Origin of the sequence: Mesoflavibacter profundi (genome assembly GCF_014764305.1) — a bacterium.
GTDB lineage: Bacteria > Bacteroidota > Bacteroidia > Flavobacteriales > Flavobacteriaceae > Mesoflavibacter > Mesoflavibacter profundi.
The window spans coordinates 3,016,287-3,037,404 of sequence record NZ_CP061703.1 but is presented as its reverse complement, the minus strand read 5'-3'; the positions used below and the strand labels follow the sequence as shown (position 1 = coordinate 3,037,404).

The 21,118-nt window shown below is 30.8% G+C and carries 20 protein-coding genes, 1 tRNA gene and 1 other RNA gene; 10 read left to right on the top strand and 12 right to left on the bottom strand.

Features of this window, described 5'->3' with window-relative positions; all coding sequences use genetic code 11:
• The first annotated feature begins 10 nt into the window (after window positions 1-10).
• Both IFB02_RS13670 and IFB02_RS13665 read left to right on the top strand, forming a co-directional pair.
• On the top strand, window positions 11-514 hold the full coding sequence (locus IFB02_RS13670) for a DUF3124 domain-containing protein (protein WP_191072869.1): 504 nt from the start codon (window positions 11-13) through the stop codon (window positions 512-514).
• A gap of 2 nt (window positions 515-516) precedes the next feature.
• Window positions 517-1,122 (top strand): MarC family protein, encoded by a 606-nt coding sequence (locus IFB02_RS13665; protein ID WP_191072868.1) that lies wholly within the window; start codon window positions 517-519, stop codon window positions 1,120-1,122.
• Between the two features lie 33 nt (window positions 1,123-1,155).
• On the opposite strand, the gene IFB02_RS13660 is transcribed toward IFB02_RS13665, so the two are convergent.
• Together IFB02_RS13660 and fahA are read right to left on the bottom strand one after the other, a co-directional pair.
• Entirely contained in the window at window positions 1,156-2,337 is a 1,182-nt protein-coding gene (locus IFB02_RS13660; RefSeq protein WP_106688924.1) for a hypothetical protein, read from the bottom strand.
• 119 nt (window positions 2,338-2,456) lie between these two features.
• Entirely contained in the window at window positions 2,457-3,749 is a 1,293-nt protein-coding gene (fahA, locus tag IFB02_RS13655; protein ID WP_106688923.1) for a fumarylacetoacetase, read from the bottom strand.
• 110 nt (window positions 3,750-3,859) lie between these two features.
• Between fahA and glyA the strand changes: the two genes are divergently transcribed.
• A complete protein-coding gene (gene glyA / locus IFB02_RS13650) occupies window positions 3,860-5,131 on the top strand; it encodes a serine hydroxymethyltransferase (RefSeq protein WP_106688922.1) in 1,272 nt (423 codons plus the stop codon).
• 102 nt (window positions 5,132-5,233) lie between these two features.
• Window positions 5,234-6,067: a TIR domain-containing protein gene (locus tag IFB02_RS13645; protein WP_106688921.1), complete on the top strand. Its 834-nt coding sequence runs from the start codon at window positions 5,234-5,236 to the stop codon at window positions 6,065-6,067.
• 7 nt (window positions 6,068-6,074) lie between these two features.
• On the opposite strand, the gene IFB02_RS13640 is transcribed toward IFB02_RS13645, so the two are convergent.
• The 3 genes from IFB02_RS13640 to IFB02_RS13630 form a co-directional block, all read right to left on the bottom strand.
• Window positions 6,075-7,631: a hypothetical protein gene (locus IFB02_RS13640; RefSeq protein ID WP_191072867.1), complete on the bottom strand. Its 1,557-nt coding sequence runs from the start codon at window positions 7,629-7,631 to the stop codon at window positions 6,075-6,077.
• A 207-nt stretch (window positions 7,632-7,838) separates the two neighbouring features.
• Window positions 7,839-8,219 carry an acyl-CoA thioesterase gene (locus tag IFB02_RS13635; RefSeq protein WP_106688919.1) on the bottom strand — a complete coding sequence of 127 codons (381 nt, stop codon included), beginning with the start codon at window positions 8,217-8,219 and terminating at the stop codon, window positions 7,839-7,841.
• Window positions 8,220-8,228: 9 nt separating this feature from the next.
• A complete protein-coding gene (locus tag IFB02_RS13630; RefSeq protein WP_106689219.1) occupies window positions 8,229-9,263 on the bottom strand; it encodes a glutaminyl-peptide cyclotransferase in 1,035 nt (344 codons plus the stop codon).
• Window positions 9,264-9,351: 88 nt separating this feature from the next.
• Between IFB02_RS13630 and ffs the strand changes: the two genes are divergently transcribed.
• The 3 genes from ffs (at window position 9,352) to fsa (ending at window position 11,108) form a co-directional block, all read left to right on the top strand.
• Window positions 9,352-9,450, top strand: an RNA gene (gene ffs / locus IFB02_RS13625) — signal recognition particle sRNA small type.
• Window positions 9,451-9,535: 85 nt separating this feature from the next.
• On the top strand, window positions 9,536-10,336 hold the full coding sequence (locus tag IFB02_RS13620) for an SDR family oxidoreductase (RefSeq protein ID WP_106688918.1): 801 nt from the start codon (window positions 9,536-9,538) through the stop codon (window positions 10,334-10,336).
• Between the two features lie 118 nt (window positions 10,337-10,454).
• Entirely contained in the window at window positions 10,455-11,108 is a 654-nt protein-coding gene (gene fsa / locus IFB02_RS13615; protein ID WP_106688917.1) for a fructose-6-phosphate aldolase, read from the top strand.
• A 53-nt stretch (window positions 11,109-11,161) separates the two neighbouring features.
• Here fsa and IFB02_RS13610 read toward each other — a convergent pair whose 3' ends face one another.
• The 4 genes from IFB02_RS13610 to IFB02_RS13595 form a co-directional block, all read right to left on the bottom strand.
• Window positions 11,162-11,575, bottom strand: coding sequence for a DUF2452 domain-containing protein (locus IFB02_RS13610; protein WP_106688916.1), 414 nt, complete (start codon window positions 11,573-11,575; stop codon window positions 11,162-11,164).
• A gap of 31 nt (window positions 11,576-11,606) precedes the next feature.
• Window positions 11,607-13,169, bottom strand: a complete 1,563-nt coding sequence (locus tag IFB02_RS13605; RefSeq protein ID WP_106688915.1) for a protein adenylyltransferase SelO — start codon at window positions 13,167-13,169, stop codon at window positions 11,607-11,609.
• 37 nt (window positions 13,170-13,206) lie between these two features.
• The gene (locus IFB02_RS13600; protein WP_106688914.1) at window positions 13,207-14,709 is read right to left on the bottom strand and encodes a patatin-like phospholipase family protein; all 1,503 of its coding nucleotides are present in this window, start codon (window positions 14,707-14,709) and stop codon (window positions 13,207-13,209) included.
• A gap of 84 nt (window positions 14,710-14,793) precedes the next feature.
• Window positions 14,794-14,878: transfer RNA gene (locus IFB02_RS13595), tRNA-Ser, on the bottom strand.
• A gap of 190 nt (window positions 14,879-15,068) precedes the next feature.
• On the opposite strand from IFB02_RS13595, the gene IFB02_RS13590 reads away from it, so the two are divergent.
• From IFB02_RS13590 to IFB02_RS13580, 3 genes are all read left to right on the top strand, one after another.
• Window positions 15,069-15,698, top strand: coding sequence for an NAD(P)H-dependent oxidoreductase (locus tag IFB02_RS13590; RefSeq protein ID WP_106688913.1), 630 nt, complete (start codon window positions 15,069-15,071; stop codon window positions 15,696-15,698).
• A gap of 67 nt (window positions 15,699-15,765) precedes the next feature.
• Window positions 15,766-16,230 (top strand): thioredoxin family protein, encoded by a 465-nt coding sequence (locus IFB02_RS13585; RefSeq protein WP_106688912.1) that lies wholly within the window; start codon window positions 15,766-15,768, stop codon window positions 16,228-16,230.
• 24 nt (window positions 16,231-16,254) lie between these two features.
• Complete coding sequence (locus IFB02_RS13580) at window positions 16,255-17,448, top strand: DegT/DnrJ/EryC1/StrS family aminotransferase (protein ID WP_106688911.1); 1,194 nt, start codon at window positions 16,255-16,257, stop codon at window positions 17,446-17,448.
• Here IFB02_RS13580 and ribB read toward each other — a convergent pair.
• From ribB to IFB02_RS13565, 3 genes are read right to left on the bottom strand one after another with little or no spacing between them, the layout of a single operon-like run.
• Window positions 17,445-18,596, bottom strand: coding sequence for a 3,4-dihydroxy-2-butanone-4-phosphate synthase (gene ribB, locus IFB02_RS13575; RefSeq protein WP_106688910.1), 1,152 nt, complete (start codon window positions 18,594-18,596; stop codon window positions 17,445-17,447). The two genes, IFB02_RS13580 and ribB, sit on opposite strands and share 4 nt — an antisense overlap.
• Before the next feature lie 41 nt (window positions 18,597-18,637).
• Entirely contained in the window at window positions 18,638-20,467 is a 1,830-nt protein-coding gene (locus IFB02_RS13570; protein WP_106688909.1) for an LptF/LptG family permease, read from the bottom strand.
• 6 nt (window positions 20,468-20,473) lie between these two features.
• Complete coding sequence (locus IFB02_RS13565) at window positions 20,474-21,118, bottom strand: LolA family protein (RefSeq protein WP_106688908.1); 645 nt, start codon at window positions 21,116-21,118, stop codon at window positions 20,474-20,476.

The window sequence follows — 21,118 nt, the reverse complement described above, 5'->3', positions numbered from 1 at the left end:
ATTAATCTACATGAAAAATATTCTTGTTTTATTAGCAATTGTTAGTCTTTGTGCTTGTCAATCCAAACAAGCAAACGAGCCTAAACCATCAAGTAATTTACAGTCTATGGTGTTTAATGGTACTGTATCCGATTCTTTAATAACAGGTCATACCTATTTATCTGTGTATTCTCAAATTTATAGCACAACAGAACATAAAACACACGATTTAACAGCTACAGTAAGTATAAGAAATGTTAGCACAACAGATACAATTTATATTAAGAAGGCAGATTATTACAATACAAAAGGTGACTTAATAAGACATTATATCAAACAAACTATTTTTGTAAAACCAATGCAAACTATAGAAATTGTTATTGATGAAAAAGATAAAGAAGGCGGAACAGGCGCAAATTTTATGTTTGAATGGCAAGTAGATCATCAAACATCGCAACCTTATTTTGAAGCTGTAATGATATCTACATCTGGACAACAAGGTTTATCATTTACAACAAAAGGTGTTGATTTATAATAATGAAAGAATTTATTACAACCATATTATTTTTAATCGCAGTAATTGATCCATTAGGATCTGTACCTGTGTATTTGGAAGCAACCAAACATTTAGATGTCAAATACAAAAAACGTGTAGCTATTAGAGCTTGTATTATAGCATTTTTTGTACTTCTATTTTTTATTGTAATCGGACAATTAATTTTAGAAGGAATGAATGTAACATTAGATGCCTTTCAGATTTCTGGTGGCGTCATTCTGTTTTTGTTTGCTTTGACAATGATATTTGGTAGTGGTAAACCAGAAAGCGAAAAACATTTAATTACAGATTATAAACACGTAACTATTTTTCCTGTAGCAATTCCTTCAATAGCTTCTCCTGGCGCAATTATGGCTGTAGTATTAATGACAGACAATCATATTTATACTATAAATCAACAAATTGTAACAACATTACTTGTTATGTTTGTTATTGCTCTAACAGGTATATTATTATTGGCTGCAAATGGAGTGCAAAAAAAAATAGGCGAGTATGGTATTACCGTAATTAGTAAAATAATGGGACTAATTTTGGCGTCTTATGCCGTACAAAGTATTTTAACTGGTTTAAAAGACTTTTTTACATAAAAAAACTCTCAATTGTTATTGAGAGTTTTGTGATTAGGAGAACGTCATTCGCCTTATTATATCTTTTAATTTTAGCTTTAAATCTTCGCCGGTATCAAAGACCATTTGTTCGTTTGAAGGGAATGGTACTGCACGATTACCAAGTAATTGTATATCGTCTTCATTTAAAGCTCTACGGTCTCCATTTACTCTACCGTAGAAGTTTTCAAAAATAAATTCTGAATCTATTGGAAAACTTTCCAATATTTGGTTCAGTTTTAAATCTGTAAAAACAACTTTACCAATGACTTGTGTAGATTTTACTTGCTGAATTTCAAAAAATCTAGCTCTAACTGTAACTATTTTATCTTGTTTTATATCGTTTCCTAAACTGTCTTTGGCAACGTTACCGTTTTCATCTAAAACATATCCCCAACCATCTACAACTTCTAATTCTCTTAATTGTTGTTTTTCGTAAACATGTTCTGGAGAAATGTTAATTCTTTTTAGCTCTAAATCCATGCTATAATCATAGCTTATATCACTTAAAGGTGTAGAATGGTAACTTGTCCAAAATTTATTATTCAGTCCGTAAGTATCAAGATTTAATAAATCGTCTTCTAATCGTGTTGGTACAATTTGATTAGTTTCATTTTTAACAGCTACTAAAACAAAGACTGTTCCAATAAAATGGGCTTGATCCATTAATTCTCTAATGTCTTTAAAGTTAGGGTTTATAGCTTCAATATCTTCTAAAAGCGTATAAGCTTGTCTAGCATCATATTTTGCATTAGTTGCTAATAATTGTTTTGCCTGCTCGTATTTATAATCTGATACTTTGTTTTTATAAGCAACAATATTAGACGTATAATTATTAAATTTAAATTTAACTTCTTTACCATTTAAATGTAGTGGCAAAACACTTTTTATTGAGTTTTGTCTACTATCTAATTGTCTGTAAATATTAAATATGTCTTGATAATATTCTGGATTACCATCTTTAATTAATTGATCTATTCTGTAAAGATTATCTTCAACAACTTTGTAATATGCTTCTCTTAGCATATACACATAATCTTGTTTACGCTTTACATTTTTATTGGTTTCTAATTTTTTTAAAGCATTATTAATTGCCTGATCATAATTACCAGTATTAAGTTGCTTTTCGATTTGTTTTCTTCCAACGCAAGATGATAGCACCAGAAAAAGTACTGTAATAATTGTAAAGTTTTTCATCTTTTATAGGTTTTTGGGTTTGTAGGTTAAGTCTAATTTCAAGATGTGTGCCAAAACTAAAAAAATAAACCCTTTAGTTTTCTAAAGGGTTTAAAAAATGTATATTTAAGTAACTTATTTTATTTATTTTTTTTTGGTTCGAAAACAGGAAGTAGTTTTGTTTTTACTTCACCAAAACCAATTCTAGTACCATCTTTTTCGCAATAACCTCGCATTATTACGGTGTCATTATCGTTAATAAATTTACGTTCTGTACCATCTGCCATTTTAATTGGTTTTTCTCCTCGCCAAGTTAATTCTAGCATAGATCCAAAACTATCTGGAGTTGGTCCTGATATTGTACCACTTCCCATTAAATCTCCAGAATTTACCGGACAACCATTTACGGTGTGATGCGCTAATTGTTGCGACATACTCCAATACATATATTTAAAGTTAGATTTACTAACCACTTTTTCTTTAGCTTTTTCTGGTTGAATAGCAACTTCTAAATTAATATCGTAACTTTTTTGACCTTTTTGTTGAAGGTATGGTAATTGTTTTTTTAGCGGTTTAGGACCATCTGTTTTGAAAGGTTGTAACGCATCTAAAGTTACAATCCAAGGAGACACAGAAGAAGCAAAGTTTTTAGCTAAAAACGGACCTAATGGTACATATTCCCATTTTTGGATATCACGTGCAGACCAATCATTAAATAACACTAATCCGAAGATGTATTCTTCAGCTTCGTCTACAGGAATAGGTTCACCTAAATCATTCGCATCTGTAGTAATAAATGCCATTTCTAATTCAAAATCTACTAATTTACTTGGTCCAAAAACAGGCTCAGTTTCGCCAGCAGGTAAAGTTTGTCCTTGCGGTCTATGTACAGGAATACCAGAAGGTATTATAGAGCTACTTCTACCATGATATCCAACAGGTATGTGAAGCCAGTTAGGTAGTAACGCATTATCTGGATCTCTAAACATTGTTCCTACATTAGTTGCATGTTCTATACTTGAGTAAAAATCTGTATAGTCACCAACTTGAACAGGTAATTGCATTTCTATTTCATCTAATCTAAATAGAACAATTTCTTTATGTTTTACATTGTTTTTTAAAGCATCATTGTCTGCGTCAAAAATTTCGGCAATTCTATTTCTTACAGCGCGCCAAGTTTGTCTGCCATCTGCGATAAAATCGTTTAATGTATCCTGAAGAAAAATATCGTCTGTTAATGGTATACCGTCAAAATATCCAAGTTGGTGTAAAGCTCCTAAATCTATCGCTGTATCACCAATTCTAGTACCAATGGTAATAATATCGTCTCTTGTTAAGAAAACACCAAAAGGTATGTTTTGTATTGGAAAGTCTGAGTTTTTATCGACGTGTAACCACGATTTTCTATCTGGATTATTAGCTGATAAAGGCATATAATATTGTTGATTTGTTGTTTATAAATTATTAGTAAATATATGTTTTTTCAATTATTTACAAGGCATATTTCTTATTTTTGATAAATTTTTAACGAGTATCAATAAATATGCAACGCGACGAACAAATTTTTGAACTAATAAGAGCTGAAAAAGATAGACAGCTACACGGTATAGAATTAATAGCATCTGAAAATTTTGTTAGCGACCAAGTTATGGAAGCTGCAGGATCTGTTTTAACTAATAAATACGCCGAAGGTTATCCAGGAAAACGCTATTATGGCGGTTGTGAAGTAGTGGACGAGGTAGAGCAAATAGCAATAGATCGTGCTAAAACTTTATTTGGAGCAGCGTATGCTAATGTGCAACCACATTCTGGAAGCCAAGCAAATACTGCTGTTTACCATGCGTGTTTAAAACCTGGTGACAAAATTTTAGGTTTTGATTTATCACATGGAGGACATTTAACACACGGTTCTCCTGTTAACTTTTCTGGTAAACTTTATAATCCTGTTTTTTATGGTGTAGAAGAACAAACAGGCGTTTTAAATTATGATAAAATACAAGAGATAGCAACAAAAGAGCAGCCTCAATTAATAATTGCTGGTGCTTCTGCTTACTCTAGAGATATAGATTTTAAACGTTTTAGAGAGATAGCAGATAGCGTTGGCGCAATCTTACTAGCAGATATTTCTCATCCTTCAGGATTAATTGCCAAAGGGATTTTAAACGATCCTATACCACATTGTCATATTGTTACTACTACAACACATAAAACATTACGTGGACCAAGAGGCGGATTAATACTAATGGGTAAAGATTTTGAAAATCCGTTTGGCATTACACTTAAAAACGGAAAACCTCGTATGATGTCTTCTTTATTAGACTCTGGTGTTTTTCCTGGTAATCAAGGTGGACCATTAGAGCATATTATTGCAGCTAAAGCAATTGCTTTTGGCGAAGCGCTAAGTGACGACTTTTTACATTACATGTTACAAGTAAAGAAAAACGCAGCAGCTATGGCAAAAGCGTTTGTAGATCGTGGTTATAATATTATTTCTGGTGGAACTGATAACCACATGATGTTAATAGATTTACGTAACAAAAATATTACCGGTAAAGATGCAGAACAAGCGTTAGTAAAAGCAGATATTACCGTAAATAAAAATATGGTGCCTTTTGACGATAAAAGTCCGTTTGTTACTTCTGGAATAAGAGTTGGTACACCAGCTATTACTACAAGAGGATTAAAGGAAGAAGATATGGAAGGTATTGTAAGTTTAATAGATGAGGTAATTACAAATTACCAAGACGAAGAAAAGTTAGACGAAATTGCTGTAAAAGTAAACGCAATGATGAGTGATTTACCATTATTTGCTTAAATAGATAATTTCGCTTTCGCGGAAAGAAAAAGCTCACTGAAAAAGTGAGCTTTTTTTGTGAATCTTATAAAAAAGAATGAAATTGGTTAAAAATTAAAATTTATGAAAGCATTTGTGATTATTCCATTTAATCCCAATTTTGATGATATTTATCAAATAGGAATTAAAGAAACAGCTAAAAGTTTAAATGTTGAAGCTTATAGATTAGATGAGGAACTTTTTGATGAAGGTATGTTAGATAAGATATATTCAGAAATTGAAAATTGTGACTTTATAATAGCAGATCTTTCTGATAAAAATCCAAATGTATTTTATGAATTAGGATATGCTCATGCATTAGGTAAGAGGTGTATTTTAACTACGCAAAAGGCTGATAATATACCTTTTGATTTAAAGCATAAAAGACATATTGTTTATGAAGATTCTATTGTTAAACTTAAAGAAAGCTTAGAGCGAAATATAAAGTGGATTGTAGAAGAATTAAAAGAGGAGAATAATAACCCTTTTGAAATTTCATCAAAAACTGAGGGAGATTTATCAAAGACTGAAGATTATGCAAAAGCTAAAATAGATTTGTATATAGATATTGAGAATAAATCCAATAAAATGAGTCCTGAAATTCATGCAATTTACTTACACACTAAGAGTAAATGGGATATTACACAAAACGGTAAAAAAGTAACAAATAGGAAATCAGAAACTAATGAATTTAATTATAAATATAGTTTAACAGTAGATAGAAATAAAATACCTGATAATGGTTGGATTGAACTTGTCCTAATTTCTACTAAATTTTTAGCAAATGCTTGGGAAGGAGATGAAATTAAAGATAGTTATTTAGTAACTGGAAATAATTTAGTAGAAATCATAACTGAATCAGGTGTTTTTTCAAAAATAATTCCAATAAATATAAGAATAGATAGTTTAGCTTTTTAAAAAGTTTTTACTCAAAAATAACATGCTGATAAGCACCTAAATCTGGACTTGCTGTACGATTAACACCTAAAATATCATTTGGAACTTGCGTAGCAAAAGTAGTATTACCTTGGTTATTTGCAGCAGATGTTTCGCCAATTATTAAATCGTTAGCAGATGGATTTCTAAAATTTGGATCTTGATTAAAGATTATATTTTCATAATGCGTTGTGTTGGAAAAATCGTAATTATTTCCTGAGAAGTTTCCGCTGTTATTATCAAATCTAAGTAAACAGTTGGTTAATTTAAAATTGAAAATTACGCTGTTGTCTTCAATTTCATCTACAATTAATTCTGGATTATCATTTCCGTAAATTATACAATTGTTAAAATTAGCTTCTGTTAAGTCTGCTAAAAACGCTGTGTTGTTTTCGTCTAAAACAAAATTGTTAATTAGTAATGCCGGAAATTGTCTAAAACTATTACTCCAATAATTAGCAATTGTACTGTGTGTTACATTGTATTTACCGCCTAAAGTTGCACCAAAACTAGACTGTCCTGCATTATTAATAACTATATTTTGCGCATTTATAGAAGTATTTCTACCTAAAATCCCAAAGGTGCTAAAGTTGTAGATTTGAGAATTTGTGATAGTTAGTTTATCTGTCACAGCATCTGCATTACCATCGGATAAAATTCCAACCGTTCCGTTTTTTATTGTGGCGTAATTAATGGTATTGTTTTGGCTATTTTCAAAAAGCCAAATTGTTCCCCATTGTCCTGGTACATCACTGTAAATTGGTTCCAAGCGATCGCTTTCAAAAATCACTTGATTTTCCAGTAATTCTTCATCATTACTTAATGCGCCATTTACATTTAAAGAAGCATTTTCTTGAACGATCAATCCAGAATTTGCGTGAAAATGAATGCGTGCACCAGCATCTATTGTTAAAGTTTCGCCAGCTGGTACAGCTGCGTAACCATAAATTACATATGGTTTTTGGTTGGTAAAGGTTAATTCTTCAGGTAACAACTCGCGACCTTGAAGTTCGGTTTCAACAGGTTCGCCATCTACTGTTAAAGTAAGCGTTTCTATAACCTGTGTTGTGTTGTCTCTATCCGGATATATAAAAATAGCGTCCTTTACTAGTGTGACTAATTCTACTTTTTGAAGGTTATTGCCTGAGTCAAACTCTATAGCATCTGTATATAAAAATTCTGTTGTTGGTAAAGGATTAGTTGTTGTATTGTATGTAGTTTCTACAAAAACAAACATGCTGTCTTTTGCTAGTAATTGTACATTTTCGAAGCTTTTACCAGAAATTCCATCGACATTTAATCTATAACCAGAGTTTTCTCCGTTACTTAATTGTATGGTAGGTATAGAAATGTCTTCATCTGAATTATTGTAAACTTTTAAATTATATGTACTTGATCCAATGTTAGCAAAAATGGTATCTAAGTACACTGTATCTTTAGAAAAGGTTAGATTACCGGTGCTTGGAGAAAACTCAAAATCATTTCGACAAGAGCTCCATGTTAATATAATTATAAACGTTGTAATAAGATAGAGTAGACGTTTCATGTAATGGTTAGGTCGTTATTATTGGACTAAAATATAACTTTTTTAAAGGCTATTTAGTATGTGTGATTAAAATTAATAAAATCTAAGGTAGAATTTTTAATTCAAACAAGTTCTCGATACAATTTTTTTGTGCCTCAAAATCACTCGAACTGACGCTTAATTATTATTTTGAAATCTGAATGTACATTGGGTTTAAACTGACATAAATTAAAACAGGTCGATTATTTCTTGCGGAATTCTGTTTGGTTTTAAAGTGTCACTATTCATAAAACACCATTTAGTTTTAGAATAGGCGCAAAGTTTATCGTCAACTAAAATTTCTACGATTCTTACAGAAAATAAGCCTTCACAAGATTGAACATACGTTTTTAGTGTAACGGTTTCACCTAAAAGAATTTGGTGTTTATACTCGATATTATGAGATAACATCACCCAAAAATGTTGATTTTTTATGGGTTTTGGAGCTTCTTTTTCCCAGTGAGAAAGCGCAATATCATTAACCCATTTAACATATCTTACGTTATTTACATGGTTATTTTGATCTAAATCGTCTGTACTAACCACTATTTGTTTTTGATGAATTTTCATCTTAATTATCTACTTAACAATCTTTACCTCAAATAACTTGTCCCAACGCTTTCCTGTTAAAAAGAAGGTTTCAGTATCTGGATTGTAAGCAATACCGTTAAGTGTGTTTTCGTCTAAAGAAAAATTAGCGATTTGGTCTGTTAATAATTTACAGTCTATAACAGCATCTACAGCGCCATTTTTAGGATTAATCACAGCAATACCTTTACGTTGCCATATATTTGCGTAAATTTTGTCGTTAACCCATTCAATTTCGTTAAGACGACCAATTTTTCCTTTAGATGTACAAACTTGAATTTTATTTTCTTCCACCAAAGTTTCAGGGTTAATTAGCCATATTATACTAGTTCCGTCGCTTTTGTAAAGTTGTTTACCATCATTACAAAATCCCCAACCTTCTTTACTTTCTCCATAATTAAAACTTCCTGTTTTTTCTAAAGTATCTGCATTGTAAGTAAATCCTTTTTTTGCCATCCAAGTTAATTGGTAAACTGTATTATCTAGTATAGTAATACCTTCGCCAAAAAACGCATCAGGAATACTTATGTCTTGCAATACGTCTCCTGTTTTATAATCTATTTTTTTAATTTTAGATTCTCCGCGTTGTCCAGTACTTTCGTATAATACACCATTATAAAATTCTAATCCTTGGGTAAAAGCAGTCTTATCATGAGGATACGTATTTATAATTTCTACTTTTAAGAATTCAGGATTTTTATCGTTTAAAATCGAAATGGTTTCTTCTATATTTACCGTATTACCATCTATTGTAACTTTTGCAATAATTTGATGTTCGCCTAATTTAAAGTCCTTTAGTGGTTGTTTTTCTGAAATTGTTTTACCATCTAAAGAAAATTCTACTGAAGAAATTTCGAAATTTTTTGGATTAATTACAGCAACTTCTAGCGTTTTATCTAAGCCAATTGTTCCGTTTTCTGTGTTAGTTTTAATAGATAAACTGTTTTTTATAGTTTCTATGTTATCACCACAAGAAAAAGTGACAATTGCTAAAAGTATGATAGTAAGATGTTTAAGTGTTTTCATTGTAAAACTAAATTTGATAGCAAGGTATTTATTAAAATTCATTATAAAAAATCATTGTGAAAAATTTAAAAGTGTGTATCTTTGCAGCCGGCAAGTCCTACACAACCAGCTCCTGCTTAATCCTCCAGGTCGGGAACGAAGCAAAGGTACGCGGTCGTAGCGGTGTGATGTAGGTAGCTTGCCTTTTTTTGTACTCTTTATTCAAATCTTTTCTCGTAATTATAGTTTCAAACTTTTCAAACTTCTTTACTTTTAACTTTTAAACTAAAACTATGTCTAAAGTTATATTAATTACTGGCGGATCTTCTGGAATAGGAAAATCTATTGGAGAATTTTTAACGCAAAAAGGATATACGGTTTACGGGACAAGTCGTAATCCAAACCGTTACACAGATAGCACATTTAATCTCGTAGCATTAGATGTAAACAATGTACAAAGTATACAAGATGCAGTAAGTACAGTGATATCTAAAGAAGGACAACTTGATGTATTAATTAATAATGCTGGAGTAGGTATAACTGGTGCTGTAGAAGAAATTCCTCAAGAACAAATACAGCATAATTTTAATACCAACTTTTTTGGACCTATTAACGTTATAAAAGCAGTTTTACCACAAATGCGTAAACAGCAATCTGGTTTAGTAATTAATATTACATCTATTGCTGGTTATATGGGATTACCATACAGAGGAATTTATAGCGCTAGCAAAGGTGCTTTAGAAATTTTAACAGAAGCACTTCGAATGGAAACCAAAGATTTTGGAGTTAAATTTACAAACCTTGCACCTGGTGATTTTGCGACAAATATTGCTGCAGGACGTTATCATGCACCAGTTTTAAAATCGTCTGCATACAAAAAATATCCAGACGTATTAAATAATATAGATGAAGAAGTTGACGAAAGCGGATCGCCAATAGCAGTTGCTAAAAAAGTTTATCAAATTATTAATACAAAACATCCTAAAATACATTATAAAGTAGGTGCATTTATGCAGAAATTTTCGATAGTATTAAAGTTTGTTTTACCCGATAAACTCTATGAAAAACTACTAATTAATCATTATAAATTATAATTTAACTTAATAAGTGTAAAAAATACACTTTTTAATTATTTATTTTTGTAATCGCTTATATAATTACTACTTTTACCAAGTAAAAACTAATTAATTAACACAACTAAATATATATAAAATGAAATTTTTTATTGATACTGCTAACTTAGATCAGATTAAAGAAGCCCAAGATATGGGAATTCTTGATGGAGTAACTACAAATCCATCTTTAATGGCTAAAGAAGGCATTACAGGACATGATAACATAATGAAGCATTACGTAGACATTTGCAATATTGTAGATGGAGATGTTAGTGCAGAAGTAATTGCAACAGATTTTGAAGGTATGGTTAAAGAAGGTGAAGCTTTAGCAGAATTACATGAACAAATTGTTGTTAAATTACCAATGATAAAAGATGGTGTAAAAGCTTGTAAATATTTTAGTGATAAAGGAATTAGAACTAATGTAACTTTAGTATTTTCTCCAGGTCAAGCCTTATTAGCTGCAAAAGCAGGAGCAACTTATGTGAGTCCGTTTATTGGTCGTTTAGATGATATTTCTACAGATGGATTAAACCTAATAGCAGAAATTAGACACATCTTTGATAACTATAATTTTGGAACAGAAATTTTAGCAGCATCTGTACGTCACACCATGCACGTTATTGATTGTGCTAAGATTGGTGCAGATGTAATGACAGGTCCATTAAGTTCTATTGAAGGTTTACTAAAACATCCATTAACAGATAGTGGTTTAGCTAAGTTTTTAGAAGATTATAAAAAAGGAAACTAGTTGTATTACTAGAATAGAATAAAAAAGTCCTAAGCGTTTTGCTTAGGACTTTTTTATTGATTATTTTCTACTTTTTTCCACATGTGTTCAGAATTAAGATAAAAACTACCTACAAAATCAAAATTACATTCCGAAGGAGCAATTATTGATAAAAACGGTAAGTTGTTTTTATCTCTGTACAAGTGATAAACTTCACCTAAAATAGGCTCGAAATTAAATTTAGCATTATACACAAGATTATTATATTCAAGCTCTTCCATCATTCTATCATATTCTGCTTTAAGCTCTAAATATTTTGCCTTAATTTGTTTGTTGGCTTTATGTATGTTTTTATTCTTCCAAGTAATATTTTCCTTTACAACAATTGCTGGCGCACCAACATTGGTTGCATAAGGTTTTAATGCAGCATCATAAGAATTTGTGTTAGTATTAAACACTACATTATCAGGTTTTTTCTCTGTAGACATTGCTAATTTCTTTTATGCAAAGATACTAATTTTAAGAGCTACAAGATAGCATAGAACAACCTACTTTGTGTCTTGCCCATTCTGGTCGTTTTGCAAACCATTTTTCGTGTTCTGGTTGCTCTGCATAAGGTTGTTTTAAAAGGTTAAATAACTCGTCGATTAAACCATAATCACCTTTATTGGCATCGTCTATTGCTAGTTGCGCCATGTAATTTCTTAAAACGTATTTAGGGTTAATGCTGTTCATTTGTTTTTTTCTCGCTTGCGCGGAAATTGTCTCACGCTTTAATCGTTCTGCATAAGATAAAAACCATAAATTCCATCGTGTTTTGATGGCTTCGGTTATTGTTTTTGGAGTATAAAATGCTTCAGAAATTAATTGAAATCCTTCCGAATGTTTTTCACTTTCAAAATCTGCTAATAACCTAAAAAATATAGTAAAATCGGTTTCAATATGCTGTAAACAATCTTCTAACTCTTGAATTAAAACAGCATCTTTTTCATCTTTCAATTGTAATCCTAATTTAGAACGCATCATAGCTTTGTAACGTTCTATTTTTTGTTCTCCGAAGTTGCCTAAAATAGCTTCAAAACCTTCAGCTTCATTAACTAGAGGATATAAAGCATTAGCGAGTTGAAATAAATTCCAATGCACAACATCTACTTGAGCGCCATAACGGTAACGTTTGTGTTGTGCATCTGTGGTATTTGGTGTCCAACCAGGCTCGTAACCTTCTAACCAACCATAAGGTCCGTAATCTATGGTTTGCCCTAAAATGGACATGTTATCTGTATTCATCACACCATGAACAAAGCCAACGCGTTGCCAATGCATGACCATATCAAGACTTCGGTTGGCTACCTCATTAAAAAACTTTAAATAAACGTCTTTACTCGGTTTTCCTAAGAAAGCATAATGTGTATTAATGGTATAATCTACAAGTGTTTTTAAGGTTTTAAAATCTTGTCTTGCTGAGAAAATTTCAAAATTTCCAAAGCGCAAAAAACTTTGCGACACACGACAAACAATTGCGCCTTTTTCATATTCTGGATTGCCGTCATATAATTTATCACGTAATACTTGGTCACCAGTAAGCGCTAAACTTAAAGCACGTGTTGTTGGTATGCCTAAATGATGTATTGCTTCGCTACATAAATACTCACGGATAGAGCTTCTTAAAACAGCCAATCCATCAGCACTTCTGGAGTAAGGCGTTTCTCCAGCACCTTTTAATTGTAATTTCCAGTTAGTGTTATTGTGTTTAACTTCAAATAAATTAATAGCTCTACCATCGCCTAATTGTCCTGCCCAATGTCCAAATTGGTGTCCGCCATAACACATGGCGTAAGGTTTAGTGTTTTCAAGAATTTTATTTCCAGTGAAAATGTTTAGAAACGCTTCAGTATTTGCGTCTTCGGTAGTTAAACCTAAGATATCTAATACTTCAGGAGATACATGAATTAGCTTTGGATGAGCTGTTTTTTTAGGTGAAACAAAGCTGTAACACGCTTCCTTCACTTGTCTACGACTATTTTCTGTTTTAGAATCTGCAGGAAGCTGATTAATAAAGCTATTTTTTATGTTGAATTTCATTAAATTTTTTCTTTCTCAACACAAAGATAAGGATTGTTTATTTGCTTCTTTCATTAACTAGCCACATTGGATTGTCTTGAAATTTTTCCCAATAATTCAATAACAAGTTGAAAATTTCGATTAAATAGTTGTCTTTCTCATTAATTTTGTCTTCGTGATATCTTACTAAATAAGCGATTAAGTTGTAACAAGTCGTAAACTCACCACAAGCAATTAACTGGTTTAAAGTATTGTTTGCTTTAGCTTCTTTGTCAAACCAAAGGTTAGTGCCAAAAGCGGTGCAATGAGCAGAAACTTTTTTTATTTTTTCTGAAATATCTTTAGTATAAGGTTTGATTTTATCCCATTCTAAAGCATTTTCTGGCTTATTTTGCTCTTTACATCTAAGTTCATAAATAGCTGAAGTTATAGCAATTTCATTATAAGATTTATAAAGTTTACTGGCGTTTTGACGTCTGTCGTTTTTTAGCATAACTACGCCAGACATTACCATTAAGCTTCTAAGTCGGTTTAAAATATATTTACCTAAGCGTTGTGGGTTAATTTTGAAGGTGTTACTTAAATTGGTCATTTTACTCACGCTAGCGCTTACGTAAAACAGCATGATATTGATTGCGACTTGTAAACTAAAAATGATAAGTGAAATAGAGTAGAGCCACCACCAATTTTTTAAGTTACTATAAATGACTAAGATCAACATTAGCACAAGCACAATTGGGCTAGCTAAAAATGATATTATTTTTGAGAATTTTGTGGTTTCTGCGAATTCAAAAGTCTCATTATCTTTTATATAAGGCGAAGAGACATCGTTAACTACGAACAAGCTATAAGGATTTGTGTCTTCTGAAGTGGTTAAAAATACCGAAGCACCTTGATTATCTACAATACCACCATCCATCAAACCAATATCTTTAAGGTTAGAATTAGGCATAAAATCTGAAGGAAAAGCAATAGGTTCAAATCCACCAGGAAACGCAGAAGACGCTGCAATAATATCTCCTAATTTTATGTTGTCTTTAAGGTTTCTGTAGTCTTCAGAAATTAATTTATTTCCAAATAAACGTTGCGGTTTATCCTTATTTTGAAACCTAAACTGAATAGCATTTGTAAAATCTGTAGCATTAAAACTAACACGATCTAAATGAGTTTTAGCATTTTCAAAATCGGCTAAGGTTTTATGGTTTGTTAGTTTATTATATTCAATAGCAAAAGCGTTGATAGGATTTTTGTGTTTGTGTTTATTTTCAGCTTGATTCCAAACACTGTAACCTTTAATATGGTTAATCGCATTATCAACTAATTGATCCTCATTTAACCATTGGTAATATTCTTCAAAAAACTTTGAAAAAGTTTGATTTTCAATTAAAGATTGCGTGTACTTTACGCCAGTAATTGTACCACCAGATACTGTAGAAATTGCTTTTATATTGTTTAATAATCCTATTTTTTCAAAAAAAGAAAGGCTTCCTAAAGCAAAGCCAGCAGCGCGGTAACCGCCACCAGAAAAACATAAAGCAATTGAAGAAAATGGAGTAGACATTTTACTATTTCTAAATTCAATTTAAAAATACTTAAAATAGGTATTAAAATAAAAAACCTGTAAACTTTTGTTTACAGGTTTAAGCGGAGAAAGAGGGATTCGAACCCCCGGAGGTGTGACCCTCAACAGTTTTCAAGACTGCCGCATTCGACCACTCTGCCATTTCTCCTTGAGTGTTTTGGGATTTCCCAAATGCGGTTGCAAATATAGATACCTTTTTGTTTCTTTTCAAATAAAAATAACACTTTTTTTTAATTTTTTTTCGATTAAAAGAATTTTCTAATCCTGTCATTAGATAAATTTATATTTAATAGTATTCAATATCAGCAAACTAAACTACCTTTGCCAAAATTTTTATAATGGATATTTTAAAACAATTAAACTGGAGATATGCTACTAAATCTTTTGATAGCGAAAAAATTATTCCAGAAAACGATATATCAACAATAGTTAATGCATTTAATTTAACTGCAACTTCCTATGGTTTGCAACCTATAAAATTAATGGTAATAAGTGATAAATTAGTACAGGAAGATTTGGTAGAGCATTCAATGTATCAAAAACAAATAGGACAAGCTTCACACGTATTAGTATTTTGTGTTGATACTAAAATTAATGATCAAACTATAATAGAGTATTTTGAATTAGTAAAAAAAGTTAGAGATACGCCAGATGATATCTTAAATCCTTTCAAAAAATTTTTGATAGAAGATTTTAAGGCAAAATCCGAAAAAGAAATTTTTGAATGGGCAAGTAAACAAGCATATCTAGCGATGGGTAACTTATTAACTGTTTGCGCTATGCTTAATATAGACGCTTGTCCTATGGAAGGCTTTGTACCAGAACAATATGACGAACTTTTAAATTTAAAAAAATTAAACTTAAAAAGTGTTTTAGTCATGCCAATAGGTTATAGAGCAAAAGATGATTTAATGTCTTCATTACAAAAAGTTAGAAAACCTTTAGAAGATGTCATCATTTATAAATAATACAATTTATTGGCAAGATTCTTGTTTATAGTATAAAAAGGATATTTTTGTAATAAATAATTTTATAATGAAAAAAGTATTAATACTATTTACATTTTTAATTACCTCGATTGGTATTTCTCAAGACGACGATTATACATCTGGTTTAAATTGGATTACAGATTTAGAAGAAGCTCAAGCTTCGTCTAAGGATTTAAAAAAACCAATTTTAGTCTTATTTACAGGAAGCGATTGGTGTGCACCATGTAAGATGTTAAAACAAGATTTTTTTGATAACGATAAGTTTAAAGAAAAAGCAAATCAATTTGTTTTGGTCATGATAGATATGCCAAGACGAACAGATATAATTACAGCAGAACAACGAAAAAAAAATATTGAAGTTGTTAGAAAATATAATAAATCTGGTGGTTACCCAAATCTTGTTGCTTTAAACGATAACTTAAAAGTTATTGGAGAATTATCAGGATATACTTTTTTAAGAGAAACTGATAGACATTTTGCTTTTATAGACGCTATCATAGAAAACTACTAATACGACTAACAACTATTTATATTTATGCCTGGATTTGAATTTTTTGGCGATGCGGAACGAAACGAACTAAAAGATGTACTTGATAACGGAATTTTAATGCGTTACGGTTTTGATGCTTTAAGAAAAGGACATTACAAAGCAAAATCTTTAGAAGAAGAATTACAAAATACGCTTAAAGTTAATCATGTTCAGTTAGTAAGTAGTGGTACAGCAGCAGTTTCTGTAGCACTTGCGATTGCAGGAGTTGGAGCAGGAGATGAAGTAATCGTGCCAACTTTTACTTTTGTAGCTACTTTTGAAGCAGTGATGATGTTAGGAGCAATACCTGTACTTGTAGATATAGATGAAACTCTTACACTAGATCCTGTTAAAGTAGAACAAGCCATAACAAGTAAGACCAAAGCTATTATGCCTGTTCACATGTGTGGAAGTATGGCAAATTTAGATGCATTACAAGCTTTATGTGATGCTCATAATCTAAAATTAATCGAAGACGCTTGTCAAGCTGTTGGAGGAACTTACAAAAACAAATATCTAGGAACTTATGGCAATGTAGGTTGTTTGTCTTTTGATTTTGTAAAAACAATCACTTGTGGTGAAGGCGGAGCAATTCTAACAAATAACAAAGAATATGCTGTAAATGCCGACCAATTTAGTGATCATGGTCACGACCATATTGGTACAGATAGAGGCGCGGAATCTCATCCTGTTTTAGGTTACAATTTCAGGATTTCAGAATTACACGCTGCTGTAGGATTAGCACAAGTGCGACGATTAAAAGAATTTATTGCTATTCAAAAACAGCATTATTCGATATTAAGAGAAGAATTATCTAAAATTTCTGAAATTACATTTAGAAAAGTTCCTGATGGCGGAGAAGAAAGTTATGCTTTTTTAAATTTTTATTTACCAAATTTAGATATAGCTAGAAAGGTTTCAAAGAAGTTTAAGGACCAAGGTATAGATGCTTGTTTTCATTATTATGATAACAATTGGCATTATGTAAGAAAATGGGATCATTTAAAAGAAATTAAATCGTTATATCCAATTTCAGCAGAAGTAAAAGAAGGTCTAAAGTATTTAAAAGATAAAACCTTTGATCAATCTGATCATTTTATTGGACGAAATATTTCTTGTTTAATAAAGCTTTCTTGGTCTAAAGACGAAGTAAAAAAGCGTGCTGAAAAAATGGTAGAAATTATTAAAGATTCACTTTAATAATTAACATAATCTACAATTTCTAATCCATATCCAATCATACCAACTCTTTTGGTTTGTTGCGAGTTTGATATCAATTTTATTTTATGAATGTTTAAATCATGAAGTATTTGCGCACCAATACCAAAATCTTTGCTATCCATTGCTATAGCTGGCGCTTTTGCAATAGTGTTTGGCTCTTGCATTAGTTTAAGTGAAGAAAGTCTTTGAAGTAAATTCATGCTTTCTGACTGCTGATTGATAAATAATATAGCGCCACGACCTTCATTATTAATAACACTAAACATATTGTCTAGTTTTTGATCTGCATTATTAGTCAATGTACCTAAAATATCGTTATTAACTAAAGTAGAATTTACTCTTGTTAAAACTTCGTCGTTACTAGTCCAATCGCCTTTAGTAAGTGCTATATGTATTTGGTTATTAGTTGTTTGTTGGTAAGCTCTTAATCTAAAACTTCCAAATCTTGTTTCTATATTAAAATCTTCTTTTTTAAGAATTAATGAATCATGATCCATTCTATAGGCAACTAGATCTTCAATAGAAACTATTTTTAAATCAAACTTTTTAGCAACTTCCATTAACTGTGGTAACCTAGCCATAGTACCATCTTCATTCATAATTTCTACTATAACTCCAGCAGGTTGTAATCCTGCAAGTCTAGCAAAATCTATTGCAGCTTCTGTATGTCCAGTACGTCTTAAAACGCCACCTTCTTTTGCTACTAAAGGAAAAATATGACCTGGTCTAGCTAAATCAAAAGGTCTTGTTTCTGGATTGATTAATGCTTGTATAGTTTTTGATCTATCGGATGCAGAAATTCCTGTAGTTACTCCATTTCCTCTTAAATCTACTGAAACTGTAAATGCAGTCTCCATATGGTCTGTGTTATTAGAAACCATCATTTGTAAATCCAATTCTTCACATCTATGTTCAGTTAATGGCGCACAAATTAAACCTCTTCCATGCGTTGCCATAAAATTGATCATTTCAGGCGTAACTAGCTCTGCAGCAGCAAGAAAATCACCTTCATTTTCTCTATCTTCATCATCTACAACAATTATCACTTTTCCAGCTTTTATATCCTGGATAGCTTCTTCTATTGTATTTAATTGTAATTCTTTTTGGATAGATGTATTTGTTGTCATTGCTGCCTAAAATTTTTGCAAAGATAAGGTATTTTTAAGGTTTACCTGTATGTTTTAACTTTTAGATTTCTGCTTATGTGAGTGATAGGATAAATAATAAATCCTATAAATTTTGATAGTAAACTATCTTTAATATTTAGTTGATTAAATATGTTTTTAACCGGTGAAAATAATTTAATGTAATTAAATAAAAATACTAAATAGCTTATTGCACTTAGCTGTATACCTGCGTTAGCAAGTTGTGGTAACTTATTATTTTTAAATACGAAGTATAGAATAAATAATATTAAAGCTAACATATAAGTAATAATACTTATTGTAGAAAGTGTTTTGTAATTATTTAGAGAAGATGAATCGATTTCTATTTTTGAAATACTTTCTTGTTCAACGGTATCGATTTGTGAGTTCTTTTCTTCAGAAGCTGTACCTACTAAGTTTTTATTTCCAAATTTATTATTGTACCAATTTTTAATTGGCACAGTAATATGATCAAATTCAAATAAGCCTCTATCTTCTGTAGCTCTTTTGGTTAAAAATATACTAAGCGGTAACATAATTAATGTCGAAAACCAAGCCGAAAGCGCAGGATTTAATTTACCGTTTTTCGCACTATTTTCAGCAAACAAGCCAATAAAATGATAGGTTAAAAATAAAATTATTGCAATTACCATTGGTAATCCTAATCCTCCTTTACGTATTAATGCTCCTAATGGTGCACCAACAAAAAATAAAATGATACATGCTACAGCTAAAGCAAATTTTTTGTGAAGTTCTATACCATGTTTATTTATCCAAGAACTAGAATTTTTTAAAGTTTTTTGTTTAGACTTTAAGATTTGCATTGTACTTGATACGTTATTAACAGCGTAATCTAGTAGTTGTACTTTAAATCTAGTGTCGAATAAATCTAAAATTTTTCCATCGTAAATAGAGTCTTTTTTAGGCGAAATGGAAATATCTAAAGTTGCTAGGTTGGTACGATTATAAATGGATTGAGAAAACAACTCTACATCTTCTTGTCGTCCTTGTTTTAATGAGTCTAATGTTTGATTAAGCTCAGAAATATTAAGCATTGTATATTTATTATCGACATTTTTTTCTTCTAAATCTACATTATTTAGCTCTGTCAAGTCTATATTCATTATATGCTTTTTAAACTCACTTTTTACAAAAGGTTTTTTTTGACGTTCTTTTAATTCTCTTGGTGGCGTATCATCATAATAATATCCATCAAATAGAATTAATTTTAAAATATTAGAGTCTTCTGCACTAGCTAATTCACCTGTTTTTGCAACAATTACTGTATGATTTCCGGATAGTCTTTTAGCACTTTTTTTATGTATAGTTACACCTTTTAAAAACTTACCGTTTTCGCCGCTTTTTTCTTCAACCTTAATATTAAAATTCTCTCCAATATCATTAAATTGTCCTTCTGCAATTGCCATAGCCGGTTTTAATTTTGCTATGTTTTTTCTTAAGTTGTGACTCTCGTAATGTGCCCAAGGAATAACATTATTACTAAAGAAAAAAGTTGTGATAGATAGAATTACAATAAAAACACCTAAACCAGACATTGCTCTTTGTAAGGAGATTCCTGTACTTTTCATTGCAGCAAACTCGTAGTTTTCGGCAAAATTACCAAATACCATTATAGAAGATAACAATATGGTTAATGGTAGTATTAAAGGAATTAATGTAGGTGTTATGTACATTAAAAATTTTAATATGGTAACTAAGTCTAAATCTTTACCTGCTAACTCTTTAATGTACAGCCATATGGCTTGTAAAACAAAAATCAGCATGAGTATAACAAACACGCTGATAAAGGTTTTAAGATAAGATGTTAATATGTATCTATCTAAAATTTTCACTTAGGTCTAATCCAATTTATTAATGTAGTAATCTTTGTATTTAGCTTGATCAAAAGTAAATAAGGTTTTTGACAAAGTTTCGTTTGTTTTAAAAGAATTAACAGTTAAGGTAGTTTTTGTACTGTTTTTACCAATTTCTATTAATCTATAAATGTGCTTTGTTTTCACGTCTATACCTAATAATACATATTTAATTTCGGAATTTGAATCTATAGGTGTAAGTTTTACAAACTGAATTTTTCTACCTTGAACATTCTGTTCGATATCCATTTGATAAGTAAATCCATCTTTATAAAAACTAAGCATTTTACTTGGTGTTATAGTACTTTCGTCTTCATTAGAGCCTTTAGAAATTGTAACTTCTTCGTCTTCTGGGCTAATGCTATAAATGTTTTTACCGTCGTAAATTCTAGTAATACCTAAAATATTTAATTTGTATTTATCACCTTGCATGATAACATCACCTCTTGTTTCTTGTTTAATATTTTCTTCGGTATTTTCTAAAACATATTTAAAATCTATACTAATATTATCGTAGTTTTTTGCTTTAGCAGATACTTCGTCAAGCAATGCTTTTGCTTTTGTATCGTTTTGCGCAATTGCAGTAAATCCTGTTGTAATACTTAGTAAAAGGATAATTAATTTTTTCAT